We start from the raw sequence: 17600 nt of genomic DNA on the forward strand, positions 1-17600 counted from the left end.
AAACGCCGGGTTTGGTCGCTTTTGCGTGATCCGCACCACACGGTTGCAGGAAAAAGACCTTTGATTACACAAAGGTCGTCTTCAAATTCGCGTTGCACGTCCTTACATTATGGCAAAAGGCACACATACGTGCCCCTTATGGGGAAAAGGAACATCGTTTGACGCTGCAACGCCAGTATATTTTACGCACCTTGGTGATTGCACTTGGCTATTTCCTGACAGGCTATGCCGGTTTGCAACTGCCATTCTTTGGCAGCAGTGTCACGCTTGTCTGGCCGCCATCGGGCATTGCGCTTGCCGCATTGATTGTCTGGGGCTGGCGCTATGCGCCTGCGGTGTTTATCGGTGCCCTTCTGGTCAATCTGGCAACGTCGCCGTCAGTGACCGTTTCAATTCTGATTGCCGCGGGCAATACGCTTGCCGCCCTTGGTCCGGCGCTGATTATTCGCCAGATTTGCGGCAACTATCCGCTTGACCAATTCCGCAAGATGGTGGTGTTCCTTGTGGTTGGCGGGCTGTGCAGCCCGGCCTTGTCGGCATTGTTTGGCACCACATCGCTCAGCCTTGTGGTCATTGGCGATTTCAACAAATTCACCGATATCTGGCAGGGCTGGTTCCTGGGTGATCTGGTTGGGGCAATTGTTGTCGGGCCGCTTGTCATGCGCCTGATGCAGTGGCGGACATCGCCACGCTCAATGTCGCAATACGGGGAATTGGCGCTGATCTGTATCGCGTCCATTGTCATTGCCTCTGCGGTTCAGACCACGCCGCTGATTTCCAAGCCGGAATTTCTGTTTATCTTTGTCTCCCTGCCCTTTGTCATCTGGGGTGCGACCCGGTTCGGGTTGCTGGGCGCGACATTGATCAATGCGATCATTGTGGCTGATATCATCGTTTTTGCCGCCTTGGGCAACAACACCTTTGCCACGGTGGGCATCAATGCCGGGCTGCGCAATCTGTATGGCTATGTGATTGCGATCTCGGTTGGCACCCTGTTCCTTGCCGGGGGGATGGAGCGGATATCATCGGTCACCACCCGGGCCCGTGACGGGCGGCTATCTGATGATGTGCATCGCATGCGCCGCACCCTGTCGGTGGTGATCGGGGTGATCGGTTTTGGCGTTTCGGGTCTGGCATCCTGGTACACCTATAACCAGCTTGTCACAGCCGATCGCATTTCGACCGAACAATACCGTCTGGCATTTGAAGCATCCCTGCGCGAGGAACTGGGCCGCGCGACCGATGCGCTGATTGCGGTCAAGACGCTGTTTGATGTGCATGGCAGTGTGTCTGCCAATACCTTTGATGCGATGATCGCGCCCTGGATCAATCGCCGTCCGGGTGTTGCCGCCCTTGAATGGGCCCCGTTCATCGAAGGCCGGGCACGCGCCCTGATCGAAGAAAACGCGGCACTGCGCGGGGTTGAAAACTTTGCCATTCGCGAAAAAGTTGACGGCGAAATGCAACCTGCCGCACAGCGCGACGGTTATTACCCAATATTCTTTGTTTTTCCGCGTTCGGGCAATGAAGCAGCCGTCGGGTTTGATCTTGCCAGCGAACCGACCCGCCGGCGCGCGCTTGAAACCGCCCTTCAAACCGGCAACCTCACCCTGACCGAGCCGGTCCGGCTGGTACAATCGTCATCGGCGGTTGTCACATCGCTTGCATTCCTGTCGGTGGAAAACCGCCGCAACCCCAATGGCCCGGCGCTTGGGCTGGCGGTCGGGGTGTTGCGCCTGACCGATATGATAACCCGCGCGGCCCGGGTTGCACGCATCCCGCTTGGTTTTGAAATTCATCTGGCTGACCTCAAATCCGAAGGCGACGATCAGCTGATCTATACCAACCGTCAGGCCGATTACGCCGCGGAGCATATCCGATCGGAACTGGAAAGCCCGTTCAATCCGAATGTCTCGAACTTCACATTCGGCTATCGCGACTGGACAATTGTCCTGCATCCGTCCCATAGCGGATTTGCCAGCCTGTATTACTGGCAGCCCTGGGCGATCTTTGTCTTTGGCAGCATGGTCAGCATCCTGTTGCTGATTTATCTGCGCTCGCTCAACCGCACGGAAAAATATGTCGTTGATCTGGTCGCACGCCGCACCAAGGAACTTGAAGACGCCCGCGAGGCCGCCGAACGTGCCATGAACCAGGCCCAGCAGGCCGACCGGGCAAAATCCGAATTCATCGCCCATATGAGCCACGAATTCAGATCGCCGATGACCTCCATCCTGGGCTATACCCAGCTTGCCAGCGACAATCTCGACAAGGATTTCTCGGTCGATACGCTGCGTGATTATCTGGCGACCATTCGCGGGGCCGGGCGGCATGTGCTGTCGCTGATCGGTGATATTCTTGATATCTCCAAGATCGAGGCCGGGCGTCTTATTCTTGAAGAAGTGCCCTTTGATCTGCACCGGATTTGCGAAGAAGTCACCTCAATGATGCTTGTCCCGGCACGGGCACAGGAAAACCAGCTGCATCTGGAAATCCCTGCAAACATTCCGCGCTGGGTGATTGGCGATCCGGTTCGCTTCAAACAGGTTCTGACCAACCTTGTTTCCAACGCCATCAAATTCACCAAGTTCGGCAACATCCATCTGACCGTGACCCCGAAATCGGTGACCGATGATGAATTGTCATTCCGCATTTCCGTGCGTGATGAAGGCATCGGCATTCCGTCAAACAAGCTTGAAACCATTTTCGAAGCCTTCGCCCAGGTCGATACATCGACCTCGCGGCGATATGGCGGCACGGGGCTTGGACTGGCGATTTGTCAGCGCATGGTCAAGGCCATGGGTGGCAAGATCAAAGCCGAAAGTATCGAAGGCCGCGGCAGTGAATTCTGGTTCGAACTGACGCTTCCGCGCAGCTCGGCCGAGGCAGTCGCCGCCATCGAAAAAACCGAAGATCAGGATATTGACGGTCAGGACAAGGAACGCGTGATCGGCTGGAACCTGCTTCTGGTTGAAGATATCGAAATCAACCGCATTCTGGCCCAGAAGCTCCTTGAACAGCAGGGCCACACCATCACCCCGGCCGCCAACGGGCAGGATGCGCTTGAAAAACTCGCACAAGATGATTTTGACGCGGTCCTGATGGACATTCACATGCCCGTTCTTGACGGTGTTGAAGCCACCCGCCAGGTCCGCGCCTTTGAAGACCCGGTCAAGGCAACCATCCCGATCCTTGCGCTGACGGCCGATATTTCCAACGACAACCTGGCGACATTCCGGGCAGCGGGCTTTGACGCCCACTGCACCAAACCGCTTGATATCAAGGCAATCAATCGCGAACTGATGCGCCTCGAAAGCCGAATGCTGATCCGCCGCCGGGAAGCACTGTCCTCACAAGACGAATAGCAGCCATTCGCACGCAAGGTTTTCTTTGACCCGCCTTGGGCAAAAACCCTATTCTGACGCCCGGATTTGACCGCCCCACAGGCAAAGCCGGGCCAGTCCCCGGCTCCCACCAAGAATAATCAGGAGTACAAGAATGGGTCACGCCGCCACAGACAGCACCCCCACCACCTGGACCTGGTATAACGGCGAATGGTACGAAGGTAACCCCAACATCATGGGGCCGCAGACCCATGGTGTGTGGATGGCATCGACCGTGTTTGACGGGGCGCGCCGCATGAATGGCAAGATGCCCGATCTTTATCCACATTGTGCGCGTGTGCTGCGTTCGGCGCAGTTGATGGGGCTTAAACCGTCGATCACCACCGATGAAATCGTTGCCCTGGTCAAGGACGGCGTTCAGAAATTTGATCCGGAACTGGCCCTTTATATCAAGCCGATTGTCTATGGTGGCGACGGTTTCCTGGCCCCGAACCCTGATAGCGCGCAATTCGTTCTGTGCATTTCGGTATCCGAAATCCCGGCCGCCATCGAAACCGGCTTTACCGCGCGCAAATCAAGCTTCCGCCGCCCGTCACCCGAAAGTGCACCGACCGAGGCAAAGGCCGCCTGTCTTTATCCGAACGTCGGTCGTGCCGTGACCGAGGCCACTGATGCCGGTTTTGACACCGGTGTGATGCTTGATCCGATTGGCAATGTTGCGGAATTTTCCTATGCCAACCTGTTCTTTGCCAAGGATGGCACGGTTTATACCCCGGCGATCAATGGTACGTTCCTCAATGGTCTGACCCGCCAGCGCGTGATCACGCTTTTGCGTGAAGACGGTGTCGAGGTGGTCGAGAAAACCTGCAAATACGAGGAACTCGAAGCCGCCGACGAAATCTTTGGCACCGGCAACTATTACAAGGTCGCACCATGCGTCAAACTTGATGATCGCAACCTGCAGCCGGGCCCGATCACGCGCCGCGCGCAGGACCTTTACATGGCCTTTACCGCCGCCAGTGCCGACTGATCATCCAGCGCCGACTGACCACAAGGCGGTATCGACAAAAAAAGGGCCGGTTTTCCGGCCCTTTTCTGTTTGGTGGTTCTTCTTGGCAATTTGTCGGCGAACAGTTGGATCACTGTACCGGTGGCACGGCAACGCCACTGCCCGCGACATAGGGATATTGCGCAAAGATCGATGCCACGGCGTTGCGCACCGTTTCGTTCGGGGCTTCGCGTACCGAGCTTGTGACACGCGCAACAGCCGTGCCTTCCCAGACCATCTGATTGGTGCGGCGATTGACCATATCAACTGTCAGCGTACCCTCGGTATAGGTATCGACATAGCCTGGCTCGACATAGCCCGGCCAGCCGACATACATGCCGCTGCGATATCCGTAATAGCCGCCAACATAAACCGGCGGGGAGCTTCGGGTTTTTTCCTGGGTCTTGAGATGGAAGTTGATCAGGATATCGGGATTGTGGATATCCACCCGATAACCGCGCGCCTCAAGGGCGGTGCTGATCGCATCCTCGATCCGCTGTCCCGATAGGGTCTGATACTGGGCCTCGGCGTTTTTGCCCGCTTCTTCCATGAAGGCGAATGTGCGGAACTGGCTGAAATCCGCAGCCGGATCAACATCGGTATAAATCCGCGGACCGCTTGCGGCACATGCCGAAAGCATCAGGGCCATCACGCCCGCGATGACAAGTTTCATCTTTGTCATGTCCCGTATCCTTTGTCCTGTTGCGGCCTTTTCTGGCTACTTACTATGACGTTTCAGAACAGGAATTACACCATCATAAATTGCCAAAATAATGGTAAGCGCATGCTGACAGTATGTGTTTTTCGATCAATTGCGCCCGCTTCGACGCGCCCACCCAACAGCCCTGCCATCGCCCGGGCTTGATGCCAATCGGCAAGCCGGGTGACCGGCGCAGTCAGATAAACATTCCGGATCCGGCCATAAGGGCGCACGCTTTGGGCGTGGGGCATGTGATGCGTGAGGCTTGGGGCCTCAAACTTCTGGCTTCGCGCTTCCGACGGCGAGCTTTAAGCGTGGACGTGGACGTGGGCGTGAGCTTGGGCTTGGGCATCCGACATAATCGGTGCGCGGGATCCAACCGGCTGTAACCGCCCGGTGTACTGTGCAGGCCATCCCCGGCCACTTCGCCGTCTTGGCTCAGGGCATGGAGACGCTGCGGCATTGCGGTGCTGTGGTGCTAACGTGCGTGGTGCTAAGGTCCCGAGGCGGTGATGCTCCGCAGCACTACGCCCCGGGCAGTCGGTATCCTTCAACAGTAACCTGCCGCGTCCACCAGCCCCTTTACGCCCCGTCGATCAGCCGGTTGGCGGTATCGCGCAGGTCACGGATTTCATCATCAAGGATCGCGCGATCGGCCATGGAATGGGCAAGGATGATCGCCCCCTGCCAGCGCAGGATCATCCGGCGGCCTTCGGTCCTTGCGCGTTCATCGGCCATGCCGGCCCTGGCGAGTTGCCCGGCGACCCAATTGATCAAACCGTCAAATACCGCCTGCCCGGTCTGACGGGCCGGGTCAAAGGCCCCGTCAGCCGGAAGGTCAAGCATCAATCTTGCCAGCGGGCAGCCATGGCTGACCCGGCGCGGGGTCATCGCATCGAGATAGTCAAAAAAGATCGACAGCCGTTGGCGCACCGTGCCATTGGGCGCGATGCTGGCCAAAAGCGGCGTGAACTCGTTTTCCATGGTTTCAAGGGCGGCCTGGGCAAGATCGTGCTTTTTGGGAAAACGATAAAACACGCCCCCGGCCGGCAGGCCCGCCTCGTCAGCGACGGCCTGGATGGTGGCGGCGTGATACCCGTCACGCCAGATCACATTCATCGCCGCACGCGCCAGTTTCTGACGCTTTTCCCCGGAAGTCAGTTTGCCTGCCATCAATCCAGCCCCACTAAAGTCAGTTAACTGACTTATGCACGAAATCAATAAAAAATCGTCAATGCCGACCATCCGGTTGCGCGACGCAGGCAGATTGGTCGATGCCGCGCTCCCCAAACGGCCTCAAAGACGATGCCTTTGAAAACCACGCCCAAAAGACGGTACCAAAAAACGATGCTCCGAACACGGTGTTCCGGGAACGGTGCTCCGGAAACGATGCTCTGGAAACGATGTGCCGGAAAGAACATCCCGAAGGCGCCCCCAGAGACGGCACCCCGGCAACGGTGAGCCATTAGCGATGCTTTGGAAACCATGCCCACCCGGCGTTGCGGCGAAACCGCGCTGCAACCACAGCGGAACCGCATCACGTGAAATTGCGATTTTTCTGATATTTCGTAAAAATTGATCCCGTCGGCATTGGGCGCTATCAACAAGGCGTCCGGACATTAAAAACCAACGGAACCACGCGCCCCATGAAAAACCGACAATTTTCCATCGCTGAAATCAGGAACGCCATCGCGGCTGGCGTCATCAGCGAAGAATCCTTTGCCAGACTGGAAAGCTTCCTGATCGCGCAATCGCACGAAGCCGCCGAGACCGAGAAATTCACCCTGTTTCGCGGAATGAATGACATTTTCATCGCCCTTGGCGTCGTCGCACTCAGCATTGGCTGGTTCATTCTTTGGGGCATGCTTGCCGCAAGTCCGGCATTCTGGGTGGCACCGCTTGTCGCGATTGCCGGTTATGTGGTGCTGGCGGAATATATCGCCGGCAAGCTCAAGGCGGCCCTGCCATCGATTGCGATCATGGCATCGCTTGGCGTAACCATCATGCTGTATGCGGTTGCGATCTATATGTCACTGACCAGCACGCCCGATCAAATGTCGGGGCTGGATGATGTCGTTGATTTCGGCAAACGGTCGATCAATGTGCTTGTTGTGGTTTCGGTGATCGGCTTTGCCTTTCAGGTCGGCTTTTTCCTGCGTTACCGGTTGCCGGTTTCCTTTGCGCTGATTGCCGCCGGCATCCTTGGCGTCCTGTGGTCGGCATTGACCGCCGCCGTCGGCCCGGCCATCAGCAGCTATTTGCATTACCTGATCACCGCAACCGGGCTTTTGCTTTTGGGGCTTGGGGTTTTCATCGACAGTCGCGATCCTGATCGCATCAATGGCTGGGCGGAATGTGCTTTCTGGCTTTATGTCATGGGGGCCCCGATGACCATCCATTCGGTCGCCATTGCCTTTGACGCATCACCCTGGGTGATGGTGCCGGTCATTGTTCTTGCCATGCTGTTTTCGCTGATTGTTGATCGCCGGTCCCCGATCATCAGCGCGCTGATCTATGTCGGCTACTTGCTGCAATCCGGGTTCGAAGGCGTTTCCATCGATCCGTCGATCACCATTGTTCTGGTCTGCTTTATCATTGGCGGGCTGGTCATGGCATTTGGCGTTGGCTGGCAAAAAGCCCGTCAGACCATTCTTGCCCCGTTCGAAACCCATGCCTGGCGGCGCTATCTTCCGCCAAGTTAGGCATTGCAAACCAAAGGCCCGCCTCATTATGAAGCGGGCCTTTGTTATCTGGTATATCGTGATCCCGATTGGCAAAGCGGCATCACTTGATCGCCAGGATGTCATAATTCCGGACATTGGCGACAACCCCGTCCGTCCAGCCACCCCGGACAAGATCGCCCGACTTTTCCATCAACAGTCCCGCGACCTGCCCGTCAAAATGCGCCGCACGGCCGGCTTCATCCGCGAAAATGTCAAAGATGGCAAAGGTCGTCTTGTCGATCTGCAACCCCGCCCAGAACAAGGTGCCCGGTTCGGTTTTGGCAACAATTGGCCCGGCCGCGCGCAACAGGGCCGCCAGCTGGTCACTTTGTCCCGGTGCTGTTTCGATCATGATGAATGTTGCGGTTTTTGCGCTGTAAAGATCGGTGGCATCCTTGGTCGAAAGCACGTCGGCATTGCGGATATTGGCAACAACCCCGCGATCCCAGCCACCCGCAACCAGATTGTCAGCATTGTCTTTGAGCGCCGCGGCCACAGCACCGGCAAAATGTGCATCGCGCGCCGATGCATCAACAAAGACATCAAAGATCGCCAGCTTGTCCTGTGACTTGTCTTGTGGCGTGTCTTGCGCCTTAAGCGCAAACCAAAGGGCGGTTCCCGGTTCGCCCTGTTTCACCAGTGGCGCGGCATCGGCCAGAAATTCGGCAAAGGCATCGGCCTGACCGGGTGCGGCCGGCATTTCGATAAAGCTGGCGGTACGGTGATCGGCGGCATTTTCCTGTGCCCGAACCGGCATGCCGGCCACGACAAAGGCCAAAGCCGAAACGATTGGAAGGATGGCAGGTTTCATGGTCAGATCTCCTGAATATTGGTGGTCAACCGGGGCATATCCCGTGCCACACTTGTCCCATGACGTGCCAAGTTTGCGCCAATTCCGATGCCCTATTTTACGATAGCCATTGACTATGGATATTGATCGAAAGACCCTGTCAAAGGTGACAATACCGGGAGACAGTCATGGAGATGAACCAGATCCGCTATTTTCTGGCGGTATGCGAACATCGCAACTTCACCCATGCGGCAAATGCATCGAACGTGTCGCAACCGTCCCTGACCACTGCGATCAAAAAGCTTGAAGATGAATTGGGCGGGCCCCTGTTTATCCGCGACCGGGCCGGGTGCCGGCTGACACCGCTTGGAAAACTGGTCAAACCGCGCCTGACCCGGGTTCTTGCCGAAACGATCGAAGCCAAGGCCGACGCCATCCGCCATACCCGATTAGACAGGGTCCCGATCAGCATCGGCATCGGCGAAACCATCGGCCATAGCAGAGTTTCCAGGGCGGTCGAACGGTTCATAACGCGCATCCCACAGGCCGAAATCGAACTGATCATCGCACCGGCTGACGGGTTGTTTTCCGGGTTGCGTGATGGTGATTTTGACATTGTCATCACCGCCCAACCGGCCAGTCCGACGCTATATCGCATAGATACTCTCTATCGTGAGGACTATAAACTTGTCGTCGCCCCCCATCATCCGCTTGCCCGGTGCGATGGCGTTTCACTTGGCGATCTTGCCAGTATCAACATGCTGGACCGGCCCAATTGCGAAATGCGCGATACCCTTCATGCCGCCTGTGCCGATCAGGGGCATGTGCTGTATGCGGCCTATCGTTCCAATCGGGTGGATTGGCTGATTGAACTGGCGCGTCAGGGATCCGGGGCCGTGATCCTGCCGACAACGGCAATTCCGGCCGGGGAGGATCTGGTATCGCTGCCGATCCGCGATATGGAAATCACGCGCGATGTGGTCGCCCTGCGCTATCGCCATCAGATATCACGACCGGAAACCAATGAACTGATCGCCGAATTTACCCGGTGTTGACAGCCAACCTGAACGCAACCGGCGGCAGGTAGCATCTAACAAGCAACAAACCAGCGCCCCGAAACAAAAAGGCCCGCATCACAACGATGCGGGCCTTTGTCATGTTTGGTAACGGTCGGCCTGAAATCAGGCCCCCAGATCTTCACCGGCCAAGGCGCGGTCGATCAGGGCAACGCTTTCTTCAAGACCATAAAGGGCAATGAAGGAGCCCATGCGCGGGCCCTGTTCCTGACCCAGCAGGATTTCATAAAGCGTTTTGAACCAGTCACGCAGGTTCTCGTAATTGTGGTTCTTGCCAACCGTGAAGACTTCGGTCTGGATGTCTGACGGATCGGTGCCCGGTTCGATTTTCGACAGCGCATCGCGCAGATCGCGAAGGGCTGCTTGCTCGGCCTCGGTAGCAGGACGGTATTTCTTCGTCGGTTTGACGAAGTCACGATAATAGTTGATCGCATAGCCGACCAGCTTGTCGAGATACGGCGCGCTTTGCGGGGTTGCACCGGTGGCATAGCGCGAAATGAACTTCCACAGCAGATCACGGTCATCGGTGTTACACACCGAAACCAGGTTCAGCAAAATGCCAAACGACAGCGGAATGTCGCGATCCGGGGCCGTACCGGCATGGATGTGCCAGGCCGGGTTCTGAAGGATTTTGGCCGGATCGGTTTCGGTTTTGAGCTTCTCGGCAAAGGTCAGATATTCATCCACGGTTTTCGGGATGACATCGAAATAAAGACGCTTTGCGGTTTTCGGCTTCTGGAACATGAACAGCGACAGGCTGTCTTCCGGCGCATAGGTCAGCCATTCTTCGACCGACAGGCCATTGCCCTTGGATTTGGAAATCTTCTGGGCATTTTCATCGAGGAACAGCTCGTAATTGAAGCCTTCCGGCGGGGTGCCTCCAAGCGCCTTGACGATCTTGTTGCCAAGTTCGACCGACGGAATAAGGTCCTTGCCTGCCATTTCGTAATCCACACCCAGCGCATACCAGCGCATCGCCCAGTCGGGTTTCCACTGCAATTTGCAATGACCGCCGGTGACCGGGGTTTCGACCAGCTTGCCGGTTTCGGGATGTTCGTAAACGATGGTGCCGCTTTCGGGTTTCAGCTCGGTGACCTTGGCCATCAGGACCTTGTTGGTGTCCTGTTCGACCGGCATGAACGGGCTATAGGTCGCACGGCGTTCTTCGCCAAGGGTCGGCAGCATGATTTTCTGGATCGCGTCATAGCGTTCCAGAACGCGCAGCAACGCATCGTCAAACATGCCCGAACGATAGCATTCGGTAGAAGATTTGAATTCATATTCAAACCCGAAACCGTCAAGGAATTCGCGCAGTTTGGCGTTGTTATGATGGGCAAAGCTTTCATGGGTGCCAAACGGGTCCGGAACGGATGTCAGCGCCTTGCCAAGATGCTGGGCGACCATGTCCTTGTTCGGGATATTGTCGGGCACCTTGCGCAGGCCATCCATATCATCGGAAAAGCAGAAAAGCTTGGTCGGGATATCGCACATGGTTTCAAACGCGCGGCGGACATAGCTTGTGCGCGCGACTTCGCCAAAGGTGCCGATATGGGGCAAACCCGACGGACCATAACCGGTTTCAAAAAGGACATAGCCCTTTTCAGGCGCCTTCTGTTTATACCGCTTGACCAGCTTGCTGGCTTCCTGAAAAGCCCAGACGTTGCTGTTAAGTGCGGCATCTCGAAGATCGGCTGTCATTTTTGAAACCTTGTTTGTCAGTTGGATCGTTAAATTAACGTGGAAAACCAATGCACGGCAGATCACCCGGATCGCGTGCGTGCGCGAAGCTATACCTCACCACCGCCCAAGATCAAGCATCTGTTGCGCATGGCTGCCAAATAATCGCGGAATTCATCATGCCTGCGACCTCATGCAAACCCGTTTGCCCCGTCCCTGCCCCGCACCAGCCCCGCCCGGCCCCGGCTGCAACAGCCATGTCGGCCCGGCTTTGCCAAGCCTGCCCGATAATTGCCGTACATTCCCGATAGATCATTGCAAAGCCCCGATCTTTTCGGGGTGGCCAGCGTCCCGATACCGGCATTTTGTTGATAGCAACCCGAATGCATGGTTGTATGAGACGTGATCTTTGCATCCTGTGCCATCAGACAAGGAATTTGCCAATGCTGCCCCTTCCTGTGACCGTCTGTACCGTTGCGATTTTCGCCCTGATGCTTACGGGGCTGAGTTTGTTTGTGTCGCTGCGCCGCCGTGATCTGGGGATCGCGACCGGTGATGGTGATGACCGCATCCTGCGCCGGCGCATTCGTGCCCATGGCAATTTCATTGAAAATGCACCGCTTTGCACCTTGCTTGTGCTTGCGCTTGAGGCCGTTCTGGCAACGTCTGACATTATCTGGGTGGTTGCGATCATTCTGATTGCCGCGCGCATCATGCATGCAGTCGGGACCCTGAACTGGTCAAGCAAACGCCTGATCCCGCCGGCCATGGTGATGCAACATGCCACCATGGTGATTTGCGGTATCTGGTTGCTGGTTCAGACATTTGGCAATCTGACCATGGCTGCTGGCATGTGATGGGCATTGACCAAAAATCGCCCGCCATAACGGCAAAAATCGCGCATTTCCCTGACCCGGCCCGCGAAAAGATCAGCCGGATCCGCGACATGATCCATGATCTGGCTGCCGGGCTGGACGGGGTTGGTGCGATTGAAGAAAGCCTGAAATGGGGGGAACCGGCCTGGCGCCCGATATCGGGATCGGGCACCACCATTCGTGCCGACTGTAAGGAAAAGACACCCGATCAGGTGATGATCTTCCTGGATTGCAAAACTGACCTGATTGACCGCGCCCGCAGCCTTTTGCACCCCGAACTGACCTGTTCGGGCAATCGCGCGGTCATCTTCGCCCTTGATCAGCCGCTTCCTGAAAATGCGATCAGGACCCTTTTGGGATGGGCGCTGACCTATCATCTGGACCGCAAAAAGCGCGCCTGATGGAGCGACATACAGCCGGTTAAAAAAAATAAGCCTGAAAAAACACCCCAAAAAAACGCCTGAAATACCCCTGAAACGCCCGTGTGCCGCGCGATGGCGGTGCGTGGTTGTATGAGTGTGGACAAATACCTCCCCATATGAGGGTATATTCCTATCCCATGGCATTATATACCTATGGATAGTTTCCTATACTTTTATGGATGGAACTACATCGGGGATAAAGGTCAATGCCAAGCGTTTTCAAGAATTTACGTATTTCGCACCGGCTTTACAGTCTGGTTGGAATGCTGGTCGTGTTTATCGGCATTCTGGGTGCCGTGGGTGTCTATACCATGTCGGTTATCGGCCATGAGCTCGAAGAAGTCGCCCATCGCGACCTGCCGCTGAATGGTATTCTGGAAAAAATCACGCAGCATCAGCTTGAACAGGCCATCCTGATGGAAAAGGCATTGCGGATCGCCAATATTTCCGCCCATGACAAAAGCGAAACCTTTGAGTCCGTAAGGGCGCATTTCACCGAAGTCGCCCACCTGACCGACGACGAAATCGCCACCGCCCATCAGATGGTCAAGGATTTCCTGGCCGGTGATCTCAGTGATGCGGCGCGCACGGAATTTGAAAAAGTCCTGATCGCGCTTGAACGGATCGAAAAAGAACATCTCGATTATGAACTTCATATCGAGGAAATCTTTGATCAGGTCACCACCGGCAATTATGACGCCGCCACATTCGAGCAGGCCGTCATCAAGGTCGAGGAAGAACAAAGCGTCCTTGATCACGAAGTCGAGGCCCTTCTTTCGGAAGTCTCCGCCTTTACCCGTGCCTCGATGGAAGTTGCCCTTCAGGATGAAATTCGCGGTCAGACCATGATCGCCATCCTTTCAAGTGCGGCGACCGTGCTTGCCATCATCTTGTCGGTTCTGCTGGGACGCAGCATTTCCGGCCCGATGAAGAACCTGACGTCGGCACTTGGCGCGCTGGCTGATGGCAAACTCGACACCCCGATCCCGGCCAGCAAGTATCGCGACGAGGTTGCCGATATCGGCGATGCAATGAAAGTGTTCCAGGCCAACATGATTCGCGCCCGCGAACTTGAAGAAGAACAAAAGAAAATCGATGCCCTTCAAATGCGCCGCCAGGATGAACGCAACCATCTGGTCAGCGTGTTCGGGTCCTCGATCGGTGCGGTTTTCGGCCGTATCCTCAACAGTTCCGAAAGCATGGTAAACCGTGCAAGCGGTGTGCGTGACAATTCGGGCCGGACCTATGACCTGGCCCTGACGGTCGCCACCGAAGCCGAACAATCGTCGGGCAATGCAAGTTCGCTAAGCTCCGCGGTCGAGGAAATGGTGGCATCAATCGAAGAAATTTCGAACCATGTTTCCAACTTTACCGATGTGTCACGTGATGCCGTGCGCCATTCCGAAGTCTCGCGCGAAGAAATGAAGAACCTTCAGGAAGTGGCCAGTGAAATCGGCGAAGTGGTCAGCCTGATCACCTCGATCGCGCAACAGACCAGCATGCTGTCACTCAACGCCACCATCGAAGCCGCCCGTGCCGGTGAAATGGGCAAAGGCTTTGCCGTGGTCGCAGGCGAGGTCAAAACCCTTGCCAAACAAACATCAAACGCCACCGATGAAATCGCCCAGCGCATCACCCGCATTCAGGAAGTCGCCGACCGTTCGGCCCGTGCGATTGGCGATGTTGCTGCCGTGATCGAAAGCATCGATGAATATGTCACCGGGATCGCAGGGGCCGTCGAACAGCAAAATGCCGCAACCCGCGAAATTTCGCGTAACGTGACCTTTGTATCGGAAAGCGCGACACGGGTGGCCGGCAATATGGGTGAAATCCGCGGTCAGGTCGAAGATGTCAGCGGCAATGCATCCGAAGTCCACACCGTTGCAGAAACCACCGCCAAAGAAGCCGCCCTTCTGAGCCGCGAGGTCGATATTTTCCTGGCTGCGGTGCAGAATTCCGACATTCATGACGACACCTACAGCGTCCATGACATCAATGTCGGCGGCAGGATCACATTTGGCGAACAGACGATGAATATCACCCTGTCGGAAATTTCCTGTGCCCATGTCCGGATTTCGCCATCACCGGATCTGCGCCCGGGCGAAGTGGTCGAACTGGTGATTGATGGCATCAATCAGCCGATCAATGCCCGTGTTGCCCGCCATGAAGACGGACACAGCATCCTGCAATTCCCGCTTGATGGTGACCATCTTGCAGTGATGCGCGCCCATATCGATACACTCACCACACATAACAAACAGGCTGCATAATCATAAAATGAATTGGGAGTGGTGGCGAAACGGGGCGGTCATATGACCGCCCCGTTTTGGTGTGCCGACACTTGCGCAGGCCAGATGATCAGGCGCGGCGCGGTTTTTCGATCTGATCGCGCAATGCCCGCAAATCGCGATTAAGGCGCTTGGCAGTTTCAATATCAAGGCCGGTGGCCTCAAGAATGCAGGTCGGAATTTCTTCGGCCTTTTCGCGCAATGCCTTGCCTTGTTCTGTCAGGCGGATGCGCACAGACCGTTCATCATTGGGATCACGGTTGCGCATGACCAGACCATTGGCTTCGAGCCGTTTAAGCAACGGTGTCAGGGTGCTGGATTCCAGATACATCTTTTCACCGATACTGCGAACCGACTGGTCGTCTTCCTGCCACAGGCTGACCATCACCAGATATTGCGGATAGGTCAGGCCAATCTGGTCAAGCAGCGGCTTATAGATCCGGTTAAAGGCATGGCTTGCCGAATAAACCGAAAAGCACAGAAACTTTTCAAGCTGCAAAAAGTCTTCCTTGGACGTGTCTTTCATCGGTTCATCCTGTCTGAAACTGTCGGACATCGCGTCTTTGTCAGATCACCAAACAGTGTCCTGACATCTGTATATATGCTGCCCTGACATATATCGGGCGGCGGTTATGGTCAAACCCGCGGCCCGGCATTCGGGCGACGTTACAGGATCACTTTCGGCTTTCTTGCCGGTTTCCTGCGGGTTTTTCTGCTTTTTTCTCAAGCTTTCTGCCGTTTGCTTCACGAAACCTTCGGCGCAATCCGGATCGGCGTGAAACACAAAGCCTGATAATTTATATCGTGCACGATTTAATTACAAGCGATTCATTTGCATGCCTGCTATTTCATTTTTTATATCGTGCACGATTAAATTGTGTGCGATACATAATTCCACACAGACACACAGCGCCCGCTACCGGGCCGATCAAAGGAACAGACCCATGAGCCCATTGAAATCAAAAATTGCCACCGCCGCAGTATCTGCCGCACTGGCCTTTTCGACCGCGATTGCCTCTTCTGCTGCTTTTGCTGAACCGGTTCTTGAACCGACCACCCGGAACTTCATCAATGCCCTGGAAGCATCGGGCGGCCCGGCGATCTATACCCTGACCCCAACCGAGGCCCGCAATGTTCTGTCCGGTGCCCAGTCCGGCAAAATTGCCAAACCGGCCGTTGATATTACTGATACCGTCTTTGGCGTCGGTCCGACCGGCCAGACAAAAGTCCGCATCATCCGTCCGGCCGGAAATCAGGATCGCCTGCCTGCGATTGTCTATTTCCACGGCGCTGGCTGGGTGATGGGCGATACTGGCACCCATGACCGCCTGGTTCGGGAACTGGCCGTGCGCGCCAATGCTGCCCTTGTCTTTGTCGATTACGAACGTTCACCCGAACAGCGTTATCCGATCGCCATCGAACAGGATTACGCCGTGACCAAATATGTCGCCGAACATGGTGAACAGCTTAATATCGATCTGACCCGCCTTGCGATTGCCGGTGACAGTGTCGGGGGCAACATGACCGCGGTGGTCTCGCTTCTGGCCCAGGAACGCAAAGGCCCGGCGATCACCGCCCAGGTCCTGTTCTATCCGGTGACTGATGCCGATTTTGACAATGGCTCCTATCGCGCCTTTGCCAATGGCCCATGGTTGACCAAGCCGGCAATGGAATGGTTCTGGAACCAGTACCTGCCCGAAGGCGTTGACCGTAAGGACCCGAAAATAACCCCGATCCATGCCAGCGCCGAACAGCTTTCCGGACAGGCACCTGCTCTTGTGATTACCGCTGAAAATGACGTGCTGCGTGACGAAGGCGAAGCCTATGCCCGCAAACTGTCCCAGGCTGGCGTCGATGTCACGGTCACCCGATATAACGGAACGATCCATGATTTTGTCATGCTTAATGCCCTTGCCGATACCCCGGCCGCCAAAGGCGCGATTGCCCAGGCAGCCCAGTACCTGCACACGGCCCTTCATGGCAACTGATCACCCGGTCTGACACGAAACCTTCACACTCTCTTTCGGGTAGGCGCGGTTGCGCCTGCCCACCCCCGGCGACATATGCAAGAAGATGCGATGGACAGCCGGGTCGTCAACCAGAACTGAAACACGGTTCAAACAAAGGATGAAAACCATGTCTGTAGATGTCAAATACACCGCACAAGCTTCTGCAACCGGTGGCCGCGATGGTCGCGCCAAAACGGCTGATGGCTCGCTTGATGTCAAGCTGACCACGCCTAAGGAACTTGGCGGTGCGGGTGGCGACGGCAACAACCCCGAACAGCTGTTTGCCATGGGCTATTCCGCCTGCTTCATCGGTGCGATGAAATTCGTATCTTCCCAGGGCGGCCCGAAAATCCCGGCCGATGTTTCGGTAACCGCCGATGTCGGGATCGGTCCGCGTTCGGCCGGCGGCTTTGGCCTTGCCGTCACCCTGACCGTCTCGCTTCCGGGCCTTGATAAGGCCGAGGCCGAAAAACTGGTCGAAGAAGCCCACAAGATCTGCCCGTATTCGAATGCAACGCGCGGCAATGTCGATGTCAAATCGGTCATTGCCTGATCACAAGGCTCCCCCCTGCTGATCGGCACTCCCCCCGAAAGCTGATCGGCGTTGCAAGGCCCGGTGTCCCCCGCACCGGGCCTTTTTTATGACGT

At 56.2% G+C, this 17600-nt stretch carries 15 protein-coding genes; 9 read left to right on the top strand and 6 right to left on the bottom strand.

Features of this window, described 5'->3' with window-relative positions; genetic code table 11:
- The first annotated feature begins 158 nt into the window (after positions 1-158).
- Positions 159-3365, top strand: coding sequence for a CHASE domain-containing protein (locus WA429_RS05450; protein ID WP_287465740.1), 3207 nt, complete (start codon positions 159-161; stop codon positions 3363-3365).
- Positions 3366-3498: 133 nt separating this feature from the next.
- The gene (locus WA429_RS05455) at positions 3499-4374 is read left to right on the top strand and encodes a branched-chain amino acid aminotransferase (RefSeq protein WP_068517632.1); all 876 of its coding nucleotides are present in this window, start codon (positions 3499-3501) and stop codon (positions 4372-4374) included.
- Positions 4375-4483: 109 nt separating this feature from the next.
- Here WA429_RS05455 and WA429_RS05460 read toward each other — a convergent pair whose 3' ends face one another.
- From WA429_RS05460 to WA429_RS05470, 3 genes are all read right to left on the bottom strand, one after another.
- Positions 4484-5074 carry a DUF4136 domain-containing protein gene (locus WA429_RS05460; RefSeq protein WP_068517631.1) on the bottom strand — a complete coding sequence of 197 codons (591 nt, stop codon included), beginning with the start codon at positions 5072-5074 and terminating at the stop codon, positions 4484-4486.
- Positions 5075-5674: 600 nt separating this feature from the next.
- Positions 5675-6265: a TetR/AcrR family transcriptional regulator gene (locus WA429_RS05465; protein ID WP_068517630.1), complete on the bottom strand. Its 591-nt coding sequence runs from the start codon at positions 6263-6265 to the stop codon at positions 5675-5677.
- Between the two features lie 44 nt (positions 6266-6309).
- Positions 6310-6696, bottom strand: coding sequence for a hypothetical protein (locus WA429_RS05470; protein ID WP_336107194.1), 387 nt, complete (start codon positions 6694-6696; stop codon positions 6310-6312).
- A gap of 42 nt (positions 6697-6738) precedes the next feature.
- Here WA429_RS05470 and WA429_RS05475 point away from each other — a divergent pair, with 42 nt between their 5' ends.
- Complete coding sequence (locus WA429_RS05475) at positions 6739-7794, top strand: hypothetical protein (protein ID WP_206927899.1); 1056 nt, start codon at positions 6739-6741, stop codon at positions 7792-7794.
- Positions 7795-7876: 82 nt separating this feature from the next.
- Here the strand turns inward: WA429_RS05475 and WA429_RS05480 are convergent, their stop codons facing one another.
- Entirely contained in the window at positions 7877-8626 is a 750-nt protein-coding gene (locus tag WA429_RS05480; RefSeq protein ID WP_287465739.1) for a hypothetical protein, read from the bottom strand.
- Between the two features lie 167 nt (positions 8627-8793).
- On the opposite strand from WA429_RS05480, the gene WA429_RS05485 reads away from it, so the two are divergent.
- On the top strand, positions 8794-9660 hold the full coding sequence (locus tag WA429_RS05485; protein WP_287465738.1) for a LysR family transcriptional regulator: 867 nt from the start codon (positions 8794-8796) through the stop codon (positions 9658-9660).
- 126 nt (positions 9661-9786) lie between these two features.
- Here the strand turns inward: WA429_RS05485 and WA429_RS05490 are convergent, their stop codons facing one another.
- Positions 9787-11379, bottom strand: a complete 1593-nt coding sequence (locus WA429_RS05490) for a lysine--tRNA ligase (protein WP_101247465.1) — start codon at positions 11377-11379, stop codon at positions 9787-9789.
- A gap of 422 nt (positions 11380-11801) precedes the next feature.
- On the opposite strand from WA429_RS05490, the gene WA429_RS05495 reads away from it, so the two are divergent.
- From WA429_RS05495 to WA429_RS05505, 3 genes are all read left to right on the top strand, one after another.
- Positions 11802-12215 carry an MAPEG family protein gene (locus WA429_RS05495; protein ID WP_287465737.1) on the top strand — a complete coding sequence of 138 codons (414 nt, stop codon included), beginning with the start codon at positions 11802-11804 and terminating at the stop codon, positions 12213-12215.
- Entirely contained in the window at positions 12215-12634 is a 420-nt protein-coding gene (locus WA429_RS05500) for a DUF1801 domain-containing protein (protein WP_336107195.1), read from the top strand. Before WA429_RS05495 ends, WA429_RS05500 begins: the two co-directional genes overlap by 1 nt.
- 227 nt (positions 12635-12861) lie before the next feature.
- Positions 12862-14925, top strand: a complete 2064-nt coding sequence (locus WA429_RS05505; RefSeq protein WP_287465735.1) for a methyl-accepting chemotaxis protein — start codon at positions 12862-12864, stop codon at positions 14923-14925.
- Positions 14926-15013: 88 nt separating this feature from the next.
- On the opposite strand, the gene WA429_RS05510 is transcribed toward WA429_RS05505, so the two are convergent.
- Positions 15014-15469 (bottom strand): MarR family winged helix-turn-helix transcriptional regulator, encoded by a 456-nt coding sequence (locus WA429_RS05510; RefSeq protein WP_082817715.1) that lies wholly within the window; start codon positions 15467-15469, stop codon positions 15014-15016.
- 418 nt (positions 15470-15887) lie between these two features.
- Between WA429_RS05510 and WA429_RS05515 the strand changes: the two genes are divergently transcribed.
- Positions 15888-16931 carry an alpha/beta hydrolase gene (locus tag WA429_RS05515; protein ID WP_287465733.1) on the top strand — a complete coding sequence of 348 codons (1044 nt, stop codon included), beginning with the start codon at positions 15888-15890 and terminating at the stop codon, positions 16929-16931.
- Positions 16932-17079: 148 nt separating this feature from the next.
- Entirely contained in the window at positions 17080-17505 is a 426-nt protein-coding gene (locus WA429_RS05520) for an organic hydroperoxide resistance protein (RefSeq protein ID WP_068517610.1), read from the top strand.
- The last annotated feature ends 95 nt before the right edge of the window (positions 17506-17600 follow it).

This window comes from Thalassospira sp. CH_XMU1420-2 (assembly GCF_037029325.1).
GTDB lineage: Bacteria > Pseudomonadota > Alphaproteobacteria > Rhodospirillales > Thalassospiraceae > Thalassospira > Thalassospira povalilytica.

Excerpts from the sequence above, each read along its gene's own strand:
- WA429_RS05455 (WP_068517632.1), top strand. The coding sequence starts at position 3,499 with ATGGGTCACGCCGCCACAGACAGCACCCCCACCACCTGGACCTGGTAT.
- WA429_RS05460 (WP_068517631.1), bottom strand. The coding sequence starts at position 5,074 with ATGACAAAGATGAAACTTGTCATCGCGGGCGTGATGGCCCTGATGCTT.
- WA429_RS05465 (WP_068517630.1), bottom strand. The coding sequence starts at position 6,265 with ATGGCAGGCAAACTGACTTCCGGGGAAAAGCGTCAGAAACTGGCGCGT.
- WA429_RS05475 (WP_206927899.1), top strand. The coding sequence starts at position 6,739 with ATGAAAAACCGACAATTTTCCATCGCTGAAATCAGGAACGCCATCGCG.
- WA429_RS05480 (WP_287465739.1), bottom strand. The coding sequence starts at position 8,626 with ATGAAACCTGCCATCCTTCCAATCGTTTCGGCTTTGGCCTTTGTCGTG.
- WA429_RS05485 (WP_287465738.1), top strand. The coding sequence starts at position 8,794 with ATGGAGATGAACCAGATCCGCTATTTTCTGGCGGTATGCGAACATCGC.
- WA429_RS05490 (WP_101247465.1), bottom strand. The coding sequence starts at position 11,379 with ATGACAGCCGATCTTCGAGATGCCGCACTTAACAGCAACGTCTGGGCT.
- WA429_RS05495 (WP_287465737.1), top strand. The coding sequence starts at position 11,802 with ATGCTGCCCCTTCCTGTGACCGTCTGTACCGTTGCGATTTTCGCCCTG.
- WA429_RS05500 (WP_336107195.1), top strand. The coding sequence starts at position 12,215 with ATGGGCATTGACCAAAAATCGCCCGCCATAACGGCAAAAATCGCGCAT.
- WA429_RS05505 (WP_287465735.1), top strand. The coding sequence starts at position 12,862 with ATGCCAAGCGTTTTCAAGAATTTACGTATTTCGCACCGGCTTTACAGT.
- WA429_RS05510 (WP_082817715.1), bottom strand. The coding sequence starts at position 15,469 with ATGAAAGACACGTCCAAGGAAGACTTTTTGCAGCTTGAAAAGTTTCTG.
- WA429_RS05515 (WP_287465733.1), top strand. The coding sequence starts at position 15,888 with ATGAGCCCATTGAAATCAAAAATTGCCACCGCCGCAGTATCTGCCGCA.
- WA429_RS05520 (WP_068517610.1), top strand. The coding sequence starts at position 17,080 with ATGTCTGTAGATGTCAAATACACCGCACAAGCTTCTGCAACCGGTGGC.